Below are 21163 nucleotides of genomic sequence, written 5' to 3'. Positions count from 1 at the left end.
TTGGATGGTGGCCACCTCACCGCTCCTGGTAGGGAGTGGGGATCCAATTCAGCGGCCGGTCCGGCTGCCGGTAGCCGAGCGCCTTCTGTCGCTTGGGCAACGTGACGTCGGGACGTTCGAGCGGCAGGCAGGGCACCTGACTCAGCAGATGGCTGATCACGTTGAGCCGGCCCCGCTTCTAGTCGTCAGTGGATGCGACAAACCAAGGCTCCCAACCGGTGACGGGGTAGCGGAACATGTCGTCGCGCGCCCGGGAGAAGTCGTACCAGCGCTGTAGGACTCGAGGCCGGTCTCTGACAGCTTCCAGATCTTGCGCGGATCGTCGATGCGACTCTGAAGGCGCAGCGTCTGCTGTTCCTGACTGACCTCGAGCCAGTACTTCACAAGGATGATCCCCGATTCTACCGTCGCCCGCTCGACGGTCGGCGTCTGCTCCAGGAACCGCCGGGCCTGCTCCTCGGTACAGAACCCGAGGACGCGTTCGATTCCGGCACGGTTGTACCAGCTCCGGTCGAAGATGACGACCTCTCCGGCAGCCGGCAGATGCGGCACATACCGCTGGAGACATCCGCGACCGTTCTCGTTCCGATGGTGCGGGCAGCGCGACGACCCGGAAGACCCGCGGGCTGACCCGCGAAGTGACCGCCTTGATGACACCGCCCTTGCCCGCCGTGTCCCGACCTTCGACGACCACGCAGACCTTGGCTCCCGACGACCTGACCCGTTCCTGCATAGCCACCGGTTCGGCATGCAGGAGTTTGAGCGCTTTCCGGTATGCCTTGTCCGACATCGGGCCGGAGGTCACGCCCGGCCGGCCGCCGACCAGTTCATCGGTCGCGGACATGCCGGAAGGACCAGTGTCCGAATTCAGGATTCGGTCAGAGGAGAATTCCGCCGTTGCGGGGCCGCGGTGTCGAGCGTCGGACATTGCCGCCCCTTTCCTCCGAGGGCATCGGCGAATCAAGTCGTATTGTCGACGGCCAGGGCTCATCTCACTCGCGAATGCGCCGAAAAGGGCTCGGATTTGTGGCGTCGCACGCCGGCCGGACGTCGGGGATTCCTGTTGTTTCCGACATGATCTCGCATCGTTACCCGGAACGGGCGGACGGGTCTTCATGCTGGGTTTGTGGCTCGAGTTGAGGAGATGCTCGAAGCCGAACAGGTGATGGTCCGCCTGATCGCACGTTATCCGGCAGCCCAGGCGGGCGACATCGAAGAGCGCGTCCGCGTCATCCACAAGCGATTCACCTCATGCAAGGTGCGGAACTTCGTCCCACTGCTGGTCGAGAAGGCAGCGGTTCAGGAGATCACCGATTCGGCGGCCGCTCCTGTTTCTCGATTGGCCGGACCGTGACGAACGACGGCCCCGGCAGAATTCTGCCGGGGCCGTCGTTCGATGCGGTTCGATGGGTCAGCCGCGCAGCAGCCCCTTGGCGACGTGGGTCACCTGGATCTCGTTGCTGCCGGCGTAGATCATGAGCGACTTCGCATCTCGCGCGAGCTGCTCGACCCGGTACTCGGCCATGTAACCGTTTCCGCCGAAGAGCTGCACGGCCTCCATCGCCACGTCGGTGGCGGCCTTGGATGAGTACAGCTTCATCGCCGAGGCCTCCGACAGGCTGAGCGGCTTACCCGCCTTGCTGCGTTCGATGGCACTGAACAGCATGTTCTGCACGTTGATCCGTGCGACCTCCATCTCCGCGAGCTTGAGCTGGATGAGCTGGAACTGCCCGATCTCCTGGCCCCAGAGCTTGCGGTTCTTGGCGTAGTCGATCGACAGGCGCTGGGCCTCGTTGATGATCCCCAGCGAGAGCGCGGCGATGCCGACCCGTTCGGCGGTGAAGCCCGCCTTGGCGCCCTCGGAACCGCGTGAATCCGTTCCGGTGTCCTCGGTCTCACCGAGCAGGCGGTCCTTGCCCAATCGGACGTTGTCGAAGAAGAGTTCACCGGTGGGCGAGCTCATCATGCCCATCTTCTTGAACGGCTTGCCCTGCGTCAGCCCCGGCATGCCCTTGTCGAGCACGAACGAGAGCACCTTGCGGTCGCGCATCGGCGTGCCGCTGCCGTCGTCGAGCTTGGCGAAGACCACGATCGTGTCGGCGTACGGACCGTTGGTGATGAAGGTCTTCTGGCCGTTGAGGAGGTAGTCGTCGCCGTCACGGCGGACCGTTGTCTTCATGCCGCCCAAGGCATCCGATCCGGAATCGGGTTCGGTGATGGCCCACGCGCCGACCTTCTCCATGGTGACCAGTTCGGGCAACCACCGCTTCTTCTGGGCCAGGGTGCCCTTGCCGCGGATGGTCGAGGCGGTCAGGCCCATGCTCACACCCAGCGACGCCACGAGACCCAGGCACACACCCGCGAGTTCGATGTTGACCATCATGAACATCGAGCCGCCCATGGCACCGCCGTCGCCGGCGGACTTCTTCTTCTCCCCGTTGGCTTCGGCCTCGAGTTCCTTCTCGAGCGACTCCTTGGCCATCGCGTCGACTCCGAAGCCCGACAACAGCTTACGGGTGATGTCGTACGGGGGCAGTACGCCGGACTCGAGCTCATCGAGGTGGGGCCGGATCTCCTTGTCGATGAACGCGCGCAGCGCGTCCCGCACCATCAGATCTTCATCGGACCACTCGAACATCGTCACTCTCCCAGACCGGTGCTCGCCCAGAGGCGAACACGTTTCAGTTTCTCCGATCCCAACTGTGTCAGTAGTCACTCGCGATGTCTAGGTACGTCGAGTCGATTTTGTTTCTTCCCGCTGTGTGTCCTCTGCGGACCGGCGGCAACGCTGGGGCGCCGAGTACACCGCCGCCGGACGCACCTCGACCTCGAAGTACCCATGGGCATCGACGCACAACAGCGCCTGCGCGACGGGCATCGCCACCACCGCGAGTGCCGTGTCCCCTGCCGATCGGCGCCAGGCGTGCACGCGACGTACGAACTCCTCGATACTCTCCCCGCCGTGAGGTCGCGCGGCGGGATCGGCGAACCACACGCCGAGCTCGCCGGGATCGATCTCCTCCGGCGTCCGCCCTACCCACGCACCGGTGTCGAGGGTCCTCAGGCCGTCGTCGACGGCGAACCCGGTATGCCCGGCGAGCAGCCGCGCACTCTCGCGCGTCGCGCTTTCCGGGCCGCAGACACACGGGGCCCAGACATTCGGGCCACCGACACTCGGGGCACCGGCACTCGGGGCACCGGCACTCGGGGTGCCGGCGAGCTTGCCGAGCGCGAGGATGTCCCGACATCCGCGGTCGTCCAGCGACAGGTCACCGCCGAACCGCACCGATCGGTTGGGCCCGGTGCGGCCGGCGGTGACGATCTGCATCTGCCGGGGGGTCGTCGGCTCAGACCCGGTCGACGCCGGACCGTTCCGGTGAAGCGGTGTTCGCCGAGCGCGACATCGCTCCGATGATCAGGGCGAAAGCCACCGTGAGGACGGTCCACAGGATCACCTGATTGGTGATGGCGTAGACGCGGAAGTCCCCCACCACATCACTCGGGAACCCGGGGAACACGATCTGGCCCGCGTCGTTGCGGAGCGGTTCGGGGACCTCGCTGAACGACGGCAACAGTGCGACGGTGGTCGCCACCGCCGCGAGATAGGCGCAGGCACCAACGACCGCGGACACGAGGCCGCCGATGCGCGGTCGCAGCCACAGCGCGAGCACCACGGCGCCGATCGCGACGATCACCGACACGACGCTGATCGTCAGGAACGCACCCGTCCGGTCGCCGATGGTGTCGTCGTCGCCCACCGCGGGCGGATTGGCCGGGTAGGCGAAGAAGGGGACCCCGAACACGGCCACGAAACCGATCGCCCCCAGCGCACCCGCGACCCCGCGGGGGTCGGTGGCCGGGTACCTGTTGCCGAGGTAGCTCCACAACACGGTGAACGCGACGGCGAAGAACGCACCCATGCACAGGGCGAAGACGAGGTTGCCGACGCCGGCACCGAGGTTCTCCTGCATGGCGCGGGTGAACACCTCGCCTCCGTCGCCGTGGGAATGGCCACCGGGTCCGGCCGCGTGGGCGAGGGCTTCCTCGGCTTCCGAGCGCGCCCCCTCGTAGTCGATGGCGTCGGCCACGACGGGTTCGAGATGGATACGCGCGAAGACGAACGAGATGATTCCGGCGATCAGGCCTGCCAACAGGCCCGCGCCGATGAACTTCTTTTCCATGTGAAGTCGACTCCTGAGTCGGCGAGTGGTCGGTTCAGACCGGCTCAGTGGCAGGGAAAGCCGAGGAAGTGGCGGGCATCGTGAACGAATTCGTGCACATGCGTGTCCTCGCCGAAGACGGACACGACGCCCTGGTCGTAGCCGAGGAAGTAATAGGCGAGCCCGGCGAGCAGCACGGTCAGGCTGAGCCAGAGCGCTGCGCTCGCGACCGACAGATTCGGTACCGCCAGCGCGCGTGGTGAGGGTGTGACTGCTTCGGACGTACGGGGAGCGGTCATGGAATTGTCCTTTCGCCGATCTCGCGTCGGAGAGTTGTGGATCAGGTGTCGCCGGCACGGCATCCTGACTCACGTCGTCTCCGGGGCATCGTCGAATCCTCGACCGCATTCCCCGAGTCGGCGTACACAGTGGCGCGACCGTTCCGGATTCTCACCGGATTCCCCGTACAGGCGTGAGGTGACTGTATACCGCGCCCTGTCACACGCGTGAGACATAGTGGAGAGATGCCTCGCCCATCGGTGCTCGATCGATTCACCGCCCCCACCCGGCGATGGTTCACCGGCGCGTTCACCAAGCCGACGGCGGCACAGAAGGGTGCGTGGACCTCGATCGCCGATGGCGCGAACACCCTCGTCATCGCGCCGACCGGTTCCGGCAAGACCCTGGCGGCGTTCCTCTGGGCCCTCGACCGGCTCGCCGCCGAGACCGGATCGCGCACCCCCGGCACCAAGGTCGTCTACATCTCACCGCTCAAGGCGCTGGCCGTCGATGTCGAACGGAACCTGCGTGCGCCGCTGACCGGCATCACGCGGGCCGCGCAGGAGCTGGACCTCCCCGAACCGAACATCACCGTCGGGGTGCGTTCCGGAGACACCTCCGCTGCCGACCGCCGTGCGCTGGTCAAGACACCGCCGGACATTCTCATCACCACTCCGGAGTCGCTGTACCTGATGCTCACCTCCGCGGCGCGGGAGAGTCTCACCGGCGTCGAGGCGATCATCATCGACGAGGTGCACGCCGTCGCGGCCACCAAACGCGGCACCCACCTCGCGCTGACCCTCGAACGTCTCGACGAACTGCTCGACAAACCCGCCCAGCGGATCGGCCTGTCGGCAACCGTCCGGCCCCCCGAGGTGGTCGCGGGCTTCCTGTCCGGCGCGGCCCCGTGCCAGGTGGTGAAACCCAAGGCGGACAAGACCTTCGACCTGCGCGTCGACGTCCCCGTCGAGGACATGGCCAACATCCCGGCACCGCCGTCGGACGCCGACCCCGCCGCGCTCGACGACGCCTTCTCCCCCACCGCCGGATCACTGTGGCCGTATGTGGAGGCCTCCATCGTCGACCAGATCGAGGCGAACCGCGCCACCATCGTGTTCGCCAACTCGCGGCGCCTGGCCGAGAAGCTCACCGCGCGCCTCAACGAGATCCACGCCGAACGGTCCGGCTCGCCCGCCGAGCCGACGGCCAATCCGACGGTCGCGGGCGGCGCCCCGGCATTCGTGATGGGCAGCGGGGCGAGTTCGGGCGCCGAGCCCCTCCTCGCCCGCGCCCATCACGGTTCGGTCAGCAAGGAGCAGCGCGCCCAGATCGAGGACGACCTCAAGGCGGGCAGGCTGGCCTGCGTGGTGGCCACGAGCTCGCTTGAACTCGGCATCGACATGGGCGCGGTAGACCTGGTGATCCAGGTGGAGGCCCCGCCGTCGGTCGCGAGCGGACTGCAGCGGATCGGGCGCGCCGGCCACCAGGTCGGTGAGATCAGCCAGGGCATCCTGTACCCCAAACACCGCACCGACCTGCTGCACTGCACCGTCACGGTCGGCCGCATGCTCGACGGCGCCATCGAGGAGACCAGGGTTCCGCAGAACCCCCTGGACATCCTCGCCCAGCAGACGATCGCCGCCGCCGCGATCGACGACCTCGACGTGGACCACTGGTACGAGGTCGTACGACGCGCCGCGCCGTACCGCGAACTGGGTCGGGGCGTGTTCGACGCGACCCTCGACCTCATCGCCGGTCGCTTCCCCTCTGATGAGTTCGCCGAGCTGCGCCCGCGGGTGAACTGGGACCGCGACGCCGGCGTCATCACCGGCCGGCGCGGTGCCCAACGACTCGCGGTGACCTCGGGCGGGTCGATCCCCGACCGCGGCCTGTTCGGGGTGTTCATGGTGGGCGAGAAGTCCACGCGTGTGGGCGAACTCGACGAAGAGATGGTCTACGAGTCGCGCGTGGGAGACGTGTTCGCCCTCGGCGCCACCAGCTGGCGGATCGAGGACATCACCCACGACCGGGTCCTGGTCTCGCCGGCGTTCGGACAGCCCGGCCGCCTGCCGTTCTGGATCGGCGACGCCATCGGCCGTCCGGCCGAGCTCGGCGCGGCCATCGGCGCGTTCACCGGCACGATCGCCGACCCCGGGAAACTCGACGACCACGCCGAACGGCTCGGGCTCACCGAGAACGCCCGCACCAATCTCGCGGCGCTCATCGCCGAACAACGCGAGGCGACCGGACACCTTCCCACCGACCGCACCCTGGTGGTCGAGCGGTTCCGCGACGAGCTCGGCGACTGGCGGGTGATCCTGCACTCCCCGTATGGCCTCCGCGTCCATGCGCCGTGGGCGAGCGCGATCTCGCAGCGGCTCATGGAGACACTGGGCCTCGAGGGCGCCACCACCGCCTCCGACGACGGGATCATCCTCCGCCTGCCGGACACCGACGACACCCCACCGGGCGCCGAGAAATTCCTCCTCGATCCCGACGACGTGGAACAGCTCGTCACCGACGGCCTCGCCGACTCGTCGATGTTCGCGTCTCGGTTCCGCGAATGCGCCTCTCGCGCATTGCTTTTACCACGCCGCGACCCCGGCCGCCGCGCCCCGCTGTGGCAGCAGCGCCAGCGCAGCGCCCAGCTGCTCTCGGTGGCCTCGAAGTTCCCCGACTTCCCGATCGTCCTCGAAGCGGTTCGCGAATGCCTCCAGGACGTCTACGACCTCCCCGCCCTGCTCGACCTCCTCACCCGCATCCGTGCACGCCGAATCCGCGTCGTGGAGACCGAGACCCCGAGCCCGTCGCCATTCGCGGCGTCGCTGCTGTTCGGTTATGTGGGCGCCTTCATGTACGCCGACGACGCACCCCTCGCCGAGCGCCGGGCGGCGGCGCTGTCGCTCGACACGAGCCTGCTCGCACAGTTGCTCGGTCGCGTCGACCTCCGCGAACTCCTCGACCCGGCGGTCATCGCCGATGTCATCGCCCGGCTGCAGCGCCTCGCCCCCGAACGTCGGGCGCGCGACGCCGAGGACGTCGTCGACGTGTTGCGCTGGCTGGGCCCTCTCGACACCGACGAGGTGGCGGCCCGCTATTGCGGTGCCGATCCGGTGGACGGGGTGCTGAGCGAGCTGCATCGCAGTGGTCAGATCATCTCGGTGAACCACAACCGGCGCGCACTGTGGGCGTCGATCGACGACACCGCCCGATTGCGTGACGCATTGGGAGTGCCTGCGCCGCTGGGTATTCCGGCCGCATGCCTCGAGCCAGTCCCCGATCCGGTCGGTGACCTCATCGGCCGGTACGCACGCACCCACGGCCCGTTCACCGTGCCCGACGCGTCCGCCGCGCTCGGTATCCCCACCGGCGTCGTGCGCGACACACTCACCCGCCTCGCGGCGGAACGGCGTGTCATCGAAGGAGATTTCCTGCCCGAGGCCCCGCCCGCCGATTCCCCGGTCGGGGCCGTCCAGGCTCAGCAGACCAGCCAGTGGTGCCACACCGATGTGCTCGGGCAGATCCGCCGCGGATCACTCGCCGCGAGCCGGGCCGAGGTGGCGCCGGTCGGCACGGAGGTTCTCACCCGGTTCCTCCTCGACTGGCAGCACGCTTCGCCCGGGACGCAGTTACGCGGCGCGGACGGCGTCGCCACCGTGATCGATCAGCTGGCCGGGTATCCGTTGCCCGCCTCCGCCTGGGAGTCCCTGGTGCTGCCCGCACGGGTCAGCGACTACGCGCCGGCGATGCTCGACGAGCTGCTGAGTACCGGCGAGGTCCTCTGGTCGGGGCACGGCCGGATCGGCAGCTCGGACGGCTGGGTGGCACTGCACCCCGCGGACGTCGCCGCGCTCACCCTGCCCGACCCCGACGAGATCGACACCACCACCGTCCACGACGCGATCACCGCCGCGCTGACTCCCGGTGGGGCCCTGCGCTTTCCGCAGATCGCCGCCACCATCTACGGCTCCGAGGCATCACCGCCCACGACGACCCCGGCCGCCGACACCGAGACGGCACTGTGGGACCTGGTGTGGGCGGGGCAGGTCAGCAACGACACCTTCGCACCCCTCCGGGCCCTCCTCCACCCCCGACGCACCCCGTCGTCCCCGCGTTCGGCCCCGGCCCACCGCGCACGAGGGCGCGCGCCGAGACTGCGGGCCGGGCGCCTGTCCGCGCGGTACCTGACCGACCACGCGACGAGCCCCCCGGTCTCACCGACCGCGAGCGGCCGCTGGTTCGCCCTCGACCACCCCTCCACCGGGCCGACGGTCGCGACCCAGGCGCTGTGCGATCAGCTCCTGACCCGCTACGGTCTGATCACCCGGGGCAGCGTCACCGCCGAGGAGGTGACCGGCGGGTTCGCCCGGGTGTACAAGGCGCTCACCGTTTTCGAGGACAACGGACACGTGCGTCGTGGCTACTATGTCGACGGGCTGGGCGGTGCCCAGTTCGCCTCGCCCGCGACGGTCGACGAGTTACGACGCCACGCACTGCCCGACCGCAAACCACCCCGCGAGGCGACCGTCCTGGCCGCTACCGATCCGGCCAATCCGTTCGGCGCCGCGTTGGAGTGGCCCCGATCGCGCGATGCCGACGCCGGGCACCGGCCCGGGCGCAAACCCGGTGCTCTGGTGGTACTCGTGGACGGCGAACTCGTGTGTTTCGTCGAGCGGGGCGGCAAGACGCTGCTCACCTTCACCGAGTCGATCCCGGGCCTGGAATCCGCGGCGGGCGCGTTGGTCGCCCTGGTCCGCGCCGGCCGGATCTCGCGGCTGACCATCGACCACATCGATTCCGAGCCGGTCCGCGCCACCGATTTCGGCAAGGTTCTCGTCGAGGCGGGATTCTCGACCACCCCGCGCGGCATCCGCCTACGGTTCGGTGCCCATGCCTGAAGGCGACACCGTCTACGCCGCGGCGGCCCGGCTGCGCACCGGACTCGCCGGCCGCGTCCTCGAATCGACCCAGTTCCGCACCCCGTCGCTGGCGACCGCCGATCTGTCGGGCCGGGAGGTCATCTCGGTCCGGTCGCGGGGCAAGCACCTTCTGATCGACGTCGGGGAAAGCCGGCCGGGTGCGGCCGACACCCTGAGCATCCACTCGCACCTGAAGATGGAGGGCGCCTGGCACGTCCATGGTCGCGGACAGCGGTGGCGGCGCCCTGCCCACCAGGCGCGCGTCGTGCTGCGCACCGGTGATGTCGAGGCGGTCGGGTTCGATCTCGGGGTCCTCGAACTACTCGCCGACCCCGACGCCGCGCTCTCCTACCTCGGACCCGACCTGCTCGCCGACGACTTCGACCGGAACGAGGCCATCAGCAGGCTCGCAGCGCATCCGGACGACACGATCGGCACCGCGCTGCTCGATCAGCGACTGATCGCGGGCATCGGAAACGTGTTCCGCAGCGAGATCTGCTTCCTGCGAGGTGTCCTGCCCACCCGAGCGGTGCGGGACGTCGATCTGGGACCGATGGTGGACCTCAGCCGACGCCTGCTGTGGGCCAACCGGATGCGATCGGCACGCACAACCACCGGGAACACCTCACCCAACGCCCGCATGTGGGTGTACGGACGACAGGGCCGGCTGTGCAGGCGGTGCGCGACGTTGGTCAAGCGCGACGAATTGCATTCCACGGGAGGCGACCGCGTGATCTACTGGTGCCCCCGCTGCCAGAGTTGATCATTCGACCAGAACTACACCCTGGTGAACCGGATCCAGAATCCGCCTGCGGCCGAGTCGCACTCGCGGTCCAGAGGATTTGGGATCGCGCTGATCGCAAGGTTGTGAGGCCGAATCAGGCTCCGCTACTTTTCGTTCGATCACATGATCCCGATTCCTCCGAGCGAAAGCTGTGAGCAACCGGCGAGCCCGCCTAACCCGATCATCGGCGTGAGGTTCACCCGATCTCGGCACCCGGGTCGGCAACACACGTTGCGTTTCAACAGATCTCGAGCGCGGCCCCGCAGCCGCGCGCCATATGAGCACGCGCTGCTCGACGTTCTTCGAAAGGTTCCTGATGACAACAACCGACAACCAGGACGCGGTCCGTGGCGATGGTGCTGACAGACTGGAGATCAGACGCCGTCCACGGTGGATCTGGATCGCGATCGTACTCGTCGGGGCGGTCACCGTGGCAGCAGGCATGGTGTTCGCAGCTGGCGGTGATGACAAGTCCCCGAACGAGATTGCGGGCGCAACCCTGGTCATCGCAACAGACGAAGGGTGCGCCGGCGAGCAGGCTCTGGTCGAGTTCATTGCCGAGAAAGTCGCCCCGAAGTACGGGATCAAAGTCGAGAATCGCGGGCTCTCCGACAGTACGACCATCAATCGAGCCGTCAGCGAAGGCGAGTTCGCGGGAACGCTCTACCAACACAAACTTTGGCTCAAGCAGGTTCTCGAGGCAAACTCTGACTTCGAGGAGATTGCTGTCACGCCAGTGTTCCGATGGGGCTTCGGCATCTGGTCGGAAAAGTACAACAATCCGGTACAGCTACCTGACGGAGCGACGGTCTCTCTGTACTCCGACCCGGCCAACGAGGCCCAAGGACTATGGCTTCTGGAACGTGCGGGACTGATCAAGCTCGATCCCGACGCCGAGAAGTGGCGCGTCACCCAGAAGGACATCATCGACAATCCCAAGAATCTCAAGTTCTTGTTGCTCGACTTCGCTGCTCAGTCGCGGTCGCTGCCCGACCTCGATGCCGCGGTTGGTTATACCTACTTCTACCAGGCTGCGAAGGTCTCGGAGAAGTACCAGATCTTCGCGCCACCGCCGCCGGACGAGTTCGCGGGACAGCTGACCATCGGCACCAAGTGGGCCGACACGGAGAACATCAAGAAACTGGTCGCAGCATTCAAAGATCCTGCTGTCCAGGAGTTTCTGGCGACTGATCCGAGTGTAAAGGGCGGGCTGCTGCCACTGCAGTGACACCGAGCGGACCAGCACCTTCCGGTCCCTCACTGAAATATGTTGTCCGCTCATACGATTCCACACTTTCGATCGGCGCGATTACAGCGTTGGGCGATGGGGGTCGTTTGCCCGGTTGAGTTTCTGCGGTTCGTCACACGAGTCGCACGCACGTACCCATTTCGAATCAGGTTGACGCGTCAGAGAGGGCCCACATGGCACCGAAGAAAAAGGCACATCTGCTCGGCTTCATGCAGAACGGATTCAACAGCCACGCGACCGGGATGTGGCGTCATCCCCGAGACAAGGTCAATTGGGACTTCGGTCATTACGACTACTGGCAGCACATCGCTCGTGTCCTGGAACGCGGACTCTTCGACGCGATCTTCATCGCCGACCAGCTCGCTCCGTACGCCACATACGAGAACTCGTCGGACGCCAGCGTGAAGTACGCGGTGCAGTTTCCCTGCAACGAGCCATCCACCATCGCGCCGGCGATCGCGACCGTGACCGAACGCCTCGGAATCGGCGTCACGCTGTCCACCGCCTTCGAACACCCTTATTCCATGAGCCGCCGTCTGTCCACACTCGACTATCAGTCGAAGGGTCGCATCGCCTGGAACATCGTGTCATCGTTCTCGCACGGCGAATGGAATGCCTACGGCGTCGACGGCCGCGAGCGAGGAGACCGCTATGAGCGGCTCGAAGAGTACATGGAGGTCTGCTACAAACTCTGGGACTCCTGGGACGACGGCGCGATCATCGCCGACAAGGCTTCCGGCGTCTACGGTGACCCCGCCAAGATTCACGAGGTCGACCACCAGGGGAAGTACTTCAGCACCAAGGGAAGGCATTTCGTCGCGCCGTCACCACAGAGGCACCCGGTGCTGTGGCAGGCAGGCTCCTCGGACCGCGGCCGGGACTTCGCCGCCAAACATGCCGAGGCAGTGTTCGCGGTCCATCCGACCATCAATCGGATGAAGGAGTACTCCGCAGACCTCGAGCAGCGCGCAACCGGACGCTTCGGGCGTGCACCCGGAAGTGTGAAGCGGATCTTCGGACTGCAGACAGTGGTCGGCGAGAGTCGGGCCGAGGCCGAGGACAAGTTCGAACGGATCAAGGAATGCATCCCGCTCGAGGGCGCCCTCGCGTGGATCTCGGGACACTTCGGTATCGATTTTTCGAAGTACTCGCTCGACGACAACGTCGCCGACATCGAAGTACCCGGCATCCAAGGTTTGTTCGAGTCCATCCTCTACGCGAAAGACGGCGCGCCCGTCACCGTGCGCGAGGCTGCCCTCATCTACGCACAGGGCATGGGCATGCCGGTCGCTGTCGGTACGGCTGCCGACATCGTCGATCAGATGGAGGTGTACCTCGACGAGGGCGGCGCCGATGGGTTCATGCTCGCGACAACGTTCACACCGGGCTGCTACGAGGAGTTCGTCGACTGGGTGGTGCCCGAATTGCAGCGACGCGGCCGCTACCGCGAGCGCTACACCGGCACCACCCTGCGCGAGCACCTGCGGGAATACTGAGACAAACCACCACGGACGGCCTGGTCCACCCACGATCGCCGGTACACGAGGTCGGTCTCGAGGCGATGTCGCGACAACCCCCGGAAACCGCCGATCAGGGGGCGGATCAGTCCATCCGTAGTTGGTGTGTGCGGGGCCTACGCCTCAGACCGGGTAGCGTTCGGGTTCCGGTCCGAACTCGAAGCGCCGCGCGCTGATCTCCTCGACCACGATCTCCACGTAGTTGTACTTCATCGTGGGGATCCACGGGCGTAACGGCAGGCGGTCGGCCTCCTCGATCTCGCGGAGCGAGGTGAGGACGCGCGCCGTACCTTTCGCCACCACACTCCAGCCACCGGTGTCGGTGTGCCCGTCGGACTCGAACACCACCCTGCTGTTGACGACGAGTTCGGCGAGTTTGGTGCCCTCGCCGGTGCGCAGCAGTATGCGGCCGTCGCCGGCGTGGTAGTTGACCGGGAAGATGTCGGGTTGACCGTTGACACTCAACCCGATCCGTCCGAGTTCGGTACTGCCGAGCAGGTTCCATGCCTCGTCGGCAGTCAGCACCTGAACCGGATTGTCGACCATGATGTGCTCCTTCTCCCCCGACGTCGATACTGCCGCACCGGCGGTGGGCGCGCCAGGGGACAACGGCTCACCCTCGCGCACGACCGGCCGGAAGGGATCCACCGGCGACCTGCCGGAGCCTCAGTCGGGGACGGGCACCGGCTCCAATATCTGCGGCCGTGCCTCGGGTGCCGCAGCACGTAGTTCATCGGCGGAGTCGTCGTCGGGCTGCTGCTGGGAGGCCACCTCGGCCTCGACGCGCGCGATGTACGTCGCCACCTCGAAGTCGCGTTGTTCGGTGGTCCAGTCGAGGATCGGCGCGAGCAGGTCGGCGACCTCGTCGGCGCAGTCGACACCTCGGTGCGAGTATTCGATCGCGATCCGGGTGCGCCGGGCGAGGACGTCCTCGAGGTGGAGGGCGGCCTCATCGACGGCCGCGTACACCACCTCGACACGCAGGTACTGCGGTGCCGCGGCGAGCGGCTGCAGCAGCGACTTGTCGCCGTCGGCGTAGTACAGCACATCGTCGATCAGTGAGCCGTAGCGATTGAGCAGACGACGAATCCGGTACGGGTGCAAGCCGAATCGGCGCCCGAGGTGTTCGCATTGGTTGATGAGCGCAAAGTATCCGTCGGCGCCGAGCAGCGGCACCCGCTCGGTGATCGACGGCGCCACCCGGGTGGGGATGAAGTCGTTGCACGCGTCGACGGCGTCGGCGGCCATCACCCGGTAGGTGGTGTACTTGCCGCCGGCGATCGAGACGAGACCCGGCGCGACAGTGGCCACCGCGTGCTCACGGGACAGCTTCGAGGTCTGGTCGTCCTCACCGGCCAGCAACGGACGCAGTCCCGCGTAGACGCCTTCGATGTCGTCGTGGCCGAGCTTGGTGACCAGGACCTCGTTGACGCGCTCGAGGATGTAGTCGATGTCGGCGCGGGTGGCTGCCGGATGCGCGAGGTCGAGATTCCAGTCGGTGTCGGTGGTCCCGATGATCCAGTGGGTCTCCCACGGGATCACGAACAACACCGAGTTCGCGGTGCGCAGGATGATCGCGGTCTCGCTGACGATCCGGTCACGGGGAACGACGATGTGCACACCCTTGGACGCACGGACCTTGAAGTGGCCGCGCTGCTTGGACAGTGCCTGTACCTCGTCGGTCCACACCCCGGCGGCGTTGATGACGCAGTGCGCGCGGATCTCGGCAACGTCGCCGGTCTCGGTGTCGCGCACACGAACTCCGAGGACCCGGTCGGATTCGCGGAGGAAACCGATCACCTGCGTCGAGGTGCGGATCACCGCGCCGTAGTTGGCCGCCGTGCGCGCGACCGTGAGGCTGTGGCGGGCGTCGTCGACGACGGTGTCGTAGTACCGGATTCCGCCGATGAGCGAATCGCGTTTGAGTGCGGGCGCCGCGCGCAGGGCGCCCGAACGCGTGACGTGGCGTTGTCCCGGAACCGACTTGGCGCCACCCATACGGTCGTAGAGGAAGATGCCGGCGCCAACGTAGGGCCGCTCCCAGACGCGTCGGGTCAGGGGGTAGAGGAACGGCAGAGGCTTGACCAGGTGCGGCGCCAACAGACGCAGCGACAGTTCGCGCTCCTTCAGTGCCTCACGGACGAGCCCGAACTCGAGCTGTTCGAGGTACCGCAGCCCGCCGTGGAACATCTTCGACGACCGGCTCGAGGTCCCCGAGGCGATGTCACGAGCCTCCACCAGTGCGACCCGCAGACCGCGGGTCGCGGCGTCGAGAGCGGCGCCGACGCCCACCACACCACCGCCGATGACCACGACGTCGAACTGCTCCTCACCGAATCGTCGCCACGCCTCGGCACGGTAGAGCGGACCCATGTCGGCCGGCCGGTCCGGGTTGAACTCGGTGTTCATGTTTGCCGAGCCTAATTGATCTCGGCCGGTGTCACAGCGTGCGACACTGGCCGCGTGCGCAGGACAGGCAAATACGTGGCGGCGATAGACCAGGGCACCACCTCGACCCGGGCGATGATCTTCGACCACAGGGGACGCGTGGTCAGCGTCGAACAACTCGAGCACGAACAGATCTTTCCGCGGGCGGGCTGGGTCGAACACGACGCCGCCGAGATCTGGCGCAACACCCGGCGGGTGGGTGCCGCCGCACTGGCATCGGCCGACCTGACCGCCAAGGACATCGTCGCGTGCGGGATCACCAATCAGCGCGAGACGACGGTGATCTGGGAACGCGAAACCGGTAGGCCCGTGCACAATGCGATCGTCTGGCAGGACACCCGGACCGGCGAGCTGTGCGAACAACTCGCCGGCGACGCCGGGATCGACCGTTACCGCGAACGCACCGGCCTGCCGTTGTCGACGTACTTCGCCGGCCCCAAGGCACGATGGATCCTCGATTCCGTCGACGGCCTGCGCGAGCGAGCCGAGAACGGCGAACTCTGCTTCGGCACAATGGATTCCTGGATCGCCTGGAACATGACCGGCGGCGTCGACGGTGGCCGGCACGTCACCGACGTCACCAACGCCTCCCGCACGATGCTCATGGATCTCCGGACATTGTCGTGGGATCCCGACATCTGTGCCGAGCTGGGCATCCCGATGGCGATGCTCCCCGAGATCCGCAGCTCGTCAGGCGATTTCGGCGCGCTGCGTGGTTCGGGCCCGCTACCCGGGGTGCCGTTGTCGGGCATCCTCGGCGACCAGCAGGCGGCCACCTTCGGTCAGGCATGCCTGGAGCCCGGCGAGGCCAAGAACACCTATGGGACCGGAAACTTCCTGCTGCTCAACACCGGAACCGAGCCGGTGTTCAGTGAACACGGACTGCTCACCACCGTCTGCTACCGGATCGGCGAGGAAAAGCCCCGCTACGCACTCGAGGGATCGATCGCGGTGACCGGTTCGCTCATCCAGTGGCTGCGCGACAACCTCGGCCTGTTCCCGAACGCCTCCGACGTCGAGAGACTCGCCGCCGAGGTCGACGACAACGGCGGTGCATACTTCGTGCCCGCCTTCTCGGGCCTGTTCGCCCCGCGCTGGCGATCCGACGCCCGCGGTGTCATCGTCGGTCTCACCAGATTCGTGAACAAGAACCACATCGCGCGAGCAGCGTTGGAGGCCAGCGCTTTTCAGACACGCGAGGTGATCGAGGCAATGCAGGCCGACTCCGGCGTGACGTTGTCGACGCTCAAGGTCGACGGCGGCATGGTGGTCAACGAATTGCTGATGCAGTTCCAGGCCGACATCCTCGACGTCCCGGTGGTGCGTCCGGTGGTCAACGAGACGACCGCACTGGGCGCGGCCTATGCGGCGGGCCTGGCGGTCGGTTTCTGGGAGAGCGAGGACGACATCCGCGCGAACTGGGCGGAGGACAGGCGCTGGGAGCCGGGCATGGCCGTCGAGGACCGCGATCGGCTCTACGCCGAGTGGAATCGGGCCGTCGAGCACAGCTTCGGGCTGAACTGAGCGGCGGCTACACCACGAAGTCGGCGAGAACGGCCACGACCCCGGCGCTGCCCCCGAGTGCCGCGGCCGCCTCGTAGGCGGCTTCGCGCAGCGCGGCACGGGGAGGCCGGCCTGCGGTGGACGTCGACATCGCCGCCAGAACACATTCGACGGCCCGCGCGCGGCGGAAACTGTCCCGTTGACCGTCGATGTCGCCCCGACGCTGCTGCGCGAAAGCGTCGAAGTCGTGCTGGGCCGCACTCAGCCGCAGCTGCGATGTACCCGACGCGGCGGCGCTGCCCTGCTCACGCCACTGACGTGTCACGTCCCGGATCTCCGGCGTCGACGCGGCCGTCACGTCCATGACGGTGGCGACGAGAAGGTGGAGGCATCGGGTGATGTCCTCGTCGGGTACGGCGTCGACGAGCCGGGCCACACCGCCGGGCAACCGGTCGACGCGGTTCAGCATCCCGACATCCCCGACACCACGCTGGTGTGGCCTCGGCCGGCGGCACTCATGTCGCCTCGGCCGGCCGCGGCGTGACCGGTTGCGACGGCGGTGACCCGGCCGTGTCGACCGGTGCCGGTGCATCGGGGTCCTCGCGCGGCCCGGCCGGCATCGAATGCCCCGCACCCTCGCCCGGTCCGTCGACGGGCTCGGGCGTGGCGTCTGGCGCCGTGGGGAATGCCTGCCGGATCCAGTCGCCGATCACCGGCGGGCCGACGAGCGGCATGTCGCCGACGATCTCCGCGCCGTGCTCGCGGTTGTTCAGGTAGGGAGCGGCCTTGTGTTCGTCGTCCCGCGCCGCCGGGCGTCGACCCGCCGGCGGCGCACCGGCCGGACCCGTCGGGGGCATCGCCGCCGGACGCTGGCCGGCCGGATTCGCCGGGGCGCCGGCCGGTGCCGACGGCGGTGGCGCCGCGGGCGTGGCGGCCGAGAGCGGGACGATCGGTCCGGCACCGCCGGTGCCCGACCCTTCCCTGCCCCATCCGTCCGCCCCCGCCCCCGCCCCGTGGCCGGAACGACCCGCACCGGCCACCGGCACTACGGGAGCAGCTGCGTTCGCCGTACCCTGACCGCCTCGCGGGAGACCGTCGGGACCGCCCGCGCCACCTCGCCCGGAGGAACCCGACGACGGGCCGGACGCGGCGGCAGGCGTCGCCGACGGAGCCGGACCGTTGCCACCCGGCCCGGGCCCGGCCGGAACCGCGGGGGTGGGAGCGACGGGGGCGCCGGAGGGGCCGAAATCGCCGGCGTCGACGGTGTTGGCCGCCTGTCCGCGCGCGGTCTCCGAGCCGAGACCGCCGCCACCCGCCGCCACGGCGTCGGCGCGCGTGAGCCCGTTCGCGCCGCTGCCGTCGCCCGGTAGCCCGGCCTGCACACGGACCATCGGCGACGAGTAGGTCCCCGTCATCAGCTGATCGGCCTCGAAGCGCACCGACGGCGAGGCCTCGGGATGCTCGCGCAGGTGCCGCTGCATCTCCCGCAACCGCGCTTCCTGGGCGCGGGTCGCATCGAGGATGCCGACCGCGCTGCTCATCGCATCGCCGATGTGGGTGGCCGTCTCCGATGTCGCCGTCATGGCGGAGGACAGCCTCTTGCCCGCGTCGAGGGCGGCGTCGGAGGCCAGACCCGACATCTGGTCCCCGAACATGGCATTCATCCGTTCCGCGGCGCGCCGCACGGCGTCGATGGCGGAGAGGATGGTGTCGACGTCACCGCGTGCACGGCCGGGATCCATCGTCGCGAGCTTGTCGAGGATCTCGTCGATGCTCATCGTCGCCCAGTCGGTAGCACCGCCGGAGATCGACCGGTCGCGCGCGGAGGGGTCGGCGTTGTACGACTGTTCGGGCGATGTCACGGCGCATTCCTTGTCGCGGGGTCCGGGCCTTGTCGCGGGGTCCGGGCCTTCTCGCAGGGTTCGAGCCTGGTCGCAGGGGCCGGGCGCAGGGCAGATGGGTACCGACCCTACCGTGACCAGCCGGCGATCGGCGGTCGCCGAGTCGGCCCTGTGCACAGACGCCGTCTGCGGTCAGTCCAGGTCGTCGTGGCGGACCAGCTGACGCGCGGCCTCGGTGATCGATCCCGACAGCGACGGATACACCGACAGCGTCTGCGCCAGATCGCCGACGGTCAGCTTGTTCTGCACCGCGAGCGCGATGGGGAGGATGAGCTCGGAAGCGGTGGGCGCCACCACCACTCCGCCGATCACCACACCGGTGGCGGGGCGGCAGAAGATCTTCACGAAGCCGCGGCGCAGTCCGCTCATCTTGGCGCGCGGGTTGGTCGCGAGGGGCAGCATCACCGTGCGCGCCGGGTATTCGCCGGCGTCGATCGCGTTCTGCGACACCCCGACGGTCGCGATCTCCGGGCGCGTGAAGATCGCCGACGCAACGGTTTTCAGCTTGATCGGGCTGACGCCCTCGCCGAGTGCGTGGTACATGGCGATGCGGCCCTGCATGGCCGCCACCGATGCGAGCGGGAACAGGCCGGTGCAGTCCCCGGCCGCGTAGATACCTGCCACCGACGTGCGCGAGACACGGTCGACCTCGATGTAGCCGCCCTTGCCGATCGCCACCCCGGCACGCTCGAGCCCGAGGTCGGTGGTGTTGGGGACCGAGCCGACGGTCATCAGGACGTGACTGCCGGTGACGGTGGATCCGTCGGCCAGATATGCGGTGACCGAATCACCTGATCGCTCGACCTTGTCGGCGCGGGCGTGCTTGACGAGCTCGACGCCACGTTCGGCCAGAGCGTCCTCGAGCACCAGCGCGGCGTCCTCGTCCTCGTGCGGGAGCACGCGGTCGCGGCTCGACACCAGCGTCACCTTCACACCGAGTTCGGTGTAGGCGTGCACGAATTCGGCGCCGGTCACACCCGAACCGATGACGACGAGGTGTTCGGGCAGTTCGTCGAGGTCGTAGAGCTGACGCCAGGTCAGGATGCGTTCCCCGTCGGGCTGGGCGTCGGGCAGGATGCGCGGCGAGGCGCCGGTCGCGAGCAGCACCACGTCGGCGTCGTAGCGTTCGGTGGTGCCGTCGGGCAGGGTCGCGATGACGCCATGGGTCGATTCGCCGCGCTGCGCCTCGTCGAGGGTCGCGGTGCCGGAGACCAGCTTGACGCCCTCGCTGATGAGCCGTGAGCGGATGTCGGCGGACTGCGCGAAGGCGAGGTCGCGGACGCGCTGATGGATCTGCGGCAACGTGACCATGGCGTCGTCGGTCTTGATGTTGATGCCGAGGTCGACGGCGCGACGGACCTCGGTGCGGACTCCGGTGGAGGCGATGAACGTCTTCGACGGCACGCAGTCCCACAGCACGCAGGCGCCGCCGATCCCGTCCGAATCGATCACCGTGATGTCGGCGCCGTACGCGGCCGCGGCGAGTGCCGCCTCGTATCCGGCTGGTCCGCCGCCGATGATGACGATCCTGGTCACTGTCCACTCCTGTCCTGTCGCCGGGTCCGCCGCGTCCTTCGTGGGGACGCCGTGCGCCGGCTGCGTGTTGTCGTCTTGAACTCGTTGGTGCCGGACCGGGCGATGTCCGACGGCGCCTGGAGGTCTCGCGGGGTGATGCGTCGCTCGGGCCTGGCGAGCCGATCAACAGGTGTTCTCGCCGCCTACCAAACTAGTCGCGTACTGCGCGGCCGTGTGAACTCGGGCGCTGCATCTCCTCCGACGCGGCGCGTCGCGCATAACTCAGATCACATCTGGCCGGGACGCGCCGCTCGGTCACAGCTGCGGCGCGCGGGGGCGGTGTCGGCTACCGCAGTGGCCGTGGACCATCTAGGCTCCATCCGTGCCGATTTATGCCGCCTACGGATCAAACATGCATCCCGAGCAGATGGCCGAGCGCGCGCCCCATTCGCCCATGGCAGGAACCGGATGGCTCCGCGGATGGCGGCTGACCTTCGGCGGCGGCGACATCGGATGGGAAGGTTCCCTGGCCACGGTCACCGAGGACCGCGACAACCCGGATGCGCGCGTCTTCGTCGTCCTCTACGACGTCACCACCGAAGACGAGGACCTCCTCGACCGGTGGGAGGGTTCCGAACTCGGTATCCACCGCAAGATCCGCGCACGCGTCGACACCGCCGACGGTCCGGTCCTGGCGTGGCTGTACGTCCTCGACGCCTTCGAGGGCGGACTGCCCTCGGCGCGTTATCTCGGCGTCATGGCCGAGGCCGCGGAGATCGCCGGCGCACCGGCCGAGTACGTGCAGGACCTCCGGTTGCGCGAGTCGCGCAACGTCGGTCCCGGCCCGGGGGCCGTCGAACCCTAGAGCCCGGGGGCCGTCGAACCCCA

The 21163-nt window shown here is 67.9% G+C and carries 17 protein-coding genes, 1 pseudogene and 1 riboswitch; of the genes and pseudogenes, 7 read left to right on the top strand and 11 right to left on the bottom strand.

Going from position 1 to position 21163, the window contains the following annotated elements; all coding sequences use genetic code 11:
• Positions 1-16 precede the first annotated feature (16 nt).
• Positions 17-160, bottom strand: coding sequence for a hypothetical protein (locus H1R19_RS23195; protein WP_244970918.1), 144 nt, complete (start codon positions 158-160; stop codon positions 17-19).
• A pseudogene (locus H1R19_RS08745) lies at positions 157-733 on the bottom strand (polyphosphate kinase 2 family protein). Before H1R19_RS08745 ends, H1R19_RS23195 begins: the two are co-directional and overlap by 4 nt.
• Before the next feature lie 393 nt (positions 734-1126).
• On the opposite strand from H1R19_RS08745, the gene H1R19_RS08740 reads away from it, so the two are divergent.
• Complete coding sequence (locus H1R19_RS08740; protein WP_219851222.1) at positions 1127-1354, top strand: three-helix bundle dimerization domain-containing protein; 228 nt, start codon at positions 1127-1129, stop codon at positions 1352-1354.
• A gap of 57 nt (positions 1355-1411) precedes the next feature.
• Here the strand turns inward: H1R19_RS08740 and H1R19_RS08735 are convergent, their stop codons facing one another.
• The 4 genes from H1R19_RS08735 to H1R19_RS08720 all read right to left on the bottom strand — a co-directional run bounded on the left by H1R19_RS08735 (position 1412) and on the right by H1R19_RS08720 (position 4459).
• Complete coding sequence (locus H1R19_RS08735) at positions 1412-2638, bottom strand: acyl-CoA dehydrogenase family protein (RefSeq protein ID WP_188331551.1); 1227 nt, start codon at positions 2636-2638, stop codon at positions 1412-1414.
• 87 nt (positions 2639-2725) lie between these two features.
• Positions 2726-3328 (bottom strand): histidine phosphatase family protein, encoded by a 603-nt coding sequence (locus H1R19_RS08730; protein ID WP_219851221.1) that lies wholly within the window; start codon positions 3326-3328, stop codon positions 2726-2728.
• Positions 3329-3347: 19 nt separating this feature from the next.
• Positions 3348-4181, bottom strand: coding sequence for a CbtA family protein (locus H1R19_RS08725; protein WP_219851220.1), 834 nt, complete (start codon positions 4179-4181; stop codon positions 3348-3350).
• A gap of 44 nt (positions 4182-4225) precedes the next feature.
• Entirely contained in the window at positions 4226-4459 is a 234-nt protein-coding gene (locus H1R19_RS08720; RefSeq protein WP_188331554.1) for a CbtB domain-containing protein, read from the bottom strand.
• Positions 4460-4495: 36 nt separating this feature from the next.
• Positions 4496-4664, bottom strand: a riboswitch (cobalamin riboswitch).
• A gap of 20 nt (positions 4665-4684) precedes the next feature.
• Here H1R19_RS08720 and H1R19_RS08715 point away from each other — a divergent pair.
• The 4 genes from H1R19_RS08715 to H1R19_RS08700 all read left to right on the top strand — a co-directional run bounded on the left by H1R19_RS08715 (position 4685) and on the right by H1R19_RS08700 (position 12887).
• Positions 4685-9337, top strand: coding sequence for an ATP-dependent helicase (locus H1R19_RS08715; protein ID WP_219851219.1), 4653 nt, complete (start codon positions 4685-4687; stop codon positions 9335-9337).
• The gene (locus H1R19_RS08710; RefSeq protein ID WP_188331556.1) at positions 9330-10121 is read left to right on the top strand and encodes an Fpg/Nei family DNA glycosylase; all 792 of its coding nucleotides are present in this window, start codon (positions 9330-9332) and stop codon (positions 10119-10121) included. The genes H1R19_RS08715 and H1R19_RS08710 overlap by 8 nt, the downstream gene beginning before the upstream one ends.
• Before the next feature lie 337 nt (positions 10122-10458).
• Positions 10459-11370, top strand: a complete 912-nt coding sequence (locus H1R19_RS08705; protein WP_188331557.1) for a MetQ/NlpA family ABC transporter substrate-binding protein — start codon at positions 10459-10461, stop codon at positions 11368-11370.
• Positions 11371-11564: 194 nt separating this feature from the next.
• Complete coding sequence (locus tag H1R19_RS08700; protein WP_188331558.1) at positions 11565-12887, top strand: LLM class flavin-dependent oxidoreductase; 1323 nt, start codon at positions 11565-11567, stop codon at positions 12885-12887.
• A gap of 144 nt (positions 12888-13031) precedes the next feature.
• Here H1R19_RS08700 and H1R19_RS08695 read toward each other — a convergent pair whose 3' ends face one another.
• Both H1R19_RS08695 and glpD read right to left on the bottom strand, forming a co-directional pair.
• Positions 13032-13454 (bottom strand): pyridoxamine 5'-phosphate oxidase family protein, encoded by a 423-nt coding sequence (locus tag H1R19_RS08695; protein WP_188331638.1) that lies wholly within the window; start codon positions 13452-13454, stop codon positions 13032-13034.
• Positions 13455-13574: 120 nt separating this feature from the next.
• The gene (glpD, locus tag H1R19_RS08690) at positions 13575-15317 is read right to left on the bottom strand and encodes a glycerol-3-phosphate dehydrogenase (RefSeq protein ID WP_219851218.1); all 1743 of its coding nucleotides are present in this window, start codon (positions 15315-15317) and stop codon (positions 13575-13577) included.
• 75 nt (positions 15318-15392) lie between these two features.
• Here glpD and glpK point away from each other — a divergent pair, with 75 nt between their 5' ends.
• A complete protein-coding gene (gene glpK, locus H1R19_RS08685) occupies positions 15393-16880 on the top strand; it encodes a glycerol kinase GlpK (protein WP_188331639.1) in 1488 nt (495 codons plus the stop codon).
• A gap of 7 nt (positions 16881-16887) precedes the next feature.
• Here glpK and H1R19_RS08680 read toward each other — a convergent pair whose 3' ends face one another.
• The 3 genes from H1R19_RS08680 to H1R19_RS08670 form a co-directional block, all read right to left on the bottom strand.
• Entirely contained in the window at positions 16888-17328 is a 441-nt protein-coding gene (locus H1R19_RS08680) for a hypothetical protein (protein WP_188331560.1), read from the bottom strand.
• 46 nt (positions 17329-17374) lie between these two features.
• The gene (locus H1R19_RS08675; RefSeq protein WP_219851217.1) at positions 17375-18721 is read right to left on the bottom strand and encodes a hypothetical protein; all 1347 of its coding nucleotides are present in this window, start codon (positions 18719-18721) and stop codon (positions 17375-17377) included.
• 171 nt (positions 18722-18892) lie between these two features.
• The gene (locus H1R19_RS08670; RefSeq protein ID WP_188331562.1) at positions 18893-20296 is read right to left on the bottom strand and encodes an NAD(P)H-quinone dehydrogenase; all 1404 of its coding nucleotides are present in this window, start codon (positions 20294-20296) and stop codon (positions 18893-18895) included.
• Positions 20297-20657: 361 nt separating this feature from the next.
• Between H1R19_RS08670 and H1R19_RS08665 the strand changes: the two genes are divergently transcribed.
• The gene (locus H1R19_RS08665) at positions 20658-21140 is read left to right on the top strand and encodes a gamma-glutamylcyclotransferase family protein (protein ID WP_188331563.1); all 483 of its coding nucleotides are present in this window, start codon (positions 20658-20660) and stop codon (positions 21138-21140) included.
• Positions 21141-21163: the final 23 nt, after the last annotated feature.

This window comes from Gordonia jinghuaiqii, assembly GCF_014041935.1.
In the GTDB taxonomy this organism is placed as follows: domain Bacteria; phylum Actinomycetota; class Actinomycetes; order Mycobacteriales; family Mycobacteriaceae; genus Gordonia; species Gordonia jinghuaiqii.
This window is presented reverse-complemented; position numbering and strand designations above follow the sequence as displayed.

Excerpts from the sequence above, each read along its gene's own strand:
- H1R19_RS08735 (WP_188331551.1), bottom strand. The coding sequence starts at position 2,638 with ATGTTCGAGTGGTCCGATGAAGATCTGATGGTGCGGGACGCGCTGCGC.
- H1R19_RS08730 (WP_219851221.1), bottom strand. The coding sequence starts at position 3,328 with ATGCAGATCGTCACCGCCGGCCGCACCGGGCCCAACCGATCGGTGCGG.
- H1R19_RS08725 (WP_219851220.1), bottom strand. The coding sequence starts at position 4,181 with ATGGAAAAGAAGTTCATCGGCGCGGGCCTGTTGGCAGGCCTGATCGCC.
- H1R19_RS08720 (WP_188331554.1), bottom strand. The coding sequence starts at position 4,459 with ATGACCGCTCCCCGTACGTCCGAAGCAGTCACACCCTCACCACGCGCG.
- H1R19_RS08715 (WP_219851219.1), top strand. The coding sequence starts at position 4,685 with ATGCCTCGCCCATCGGTGCTCGATCGATTCACCGCCCCCACCCGGCGA.
- H1R19_RS08710 (WP_188331556.1), top strand. The coding sequence starts at position 9,330 with ATGCCTGAAGGCGACACCGTCTACGCCGCGGCGGCCCGGCTGCGCACC.
- H1R19_RS08705 (WP_188331557.1), top strand. The coding sequence starts at position 10,459 with ATGACAACAACCGACAACCAGGACGCGGTCCGTGGCGATGGTGCTGAC.
- H1R19_RS08700 (WP_188331558.1), top strand. The coding sequence starts at position 11,565 with ATGGCACCGAAGAAAAAGGCACATCTGCTCGGCTTCATGCAGAACGGA.
- H1R19_RS08695 (WP_188331638.1), bottom strand. The coding sequence starts at position 13,454 with ATGGTCGACAATCCGGTTCAGGTGCTGACTGCCGACGAGGCATGGAAC.
- glpD (WP_219851218.1), bottom strand. The coding sequence starts at position 15,317 with ATGAACACCGAGTTCAACCCGGACCGGCCGGCCGACATGGGTCCGCTC.
- H1R19_RS08680 (WP_188331560.1), bottom strand. The coding sequence starts at position 17,328 with ATGCTGAACCGCGTCGACCGGTTGCCCGGCGGTGTGGCCCGGCTCGTC.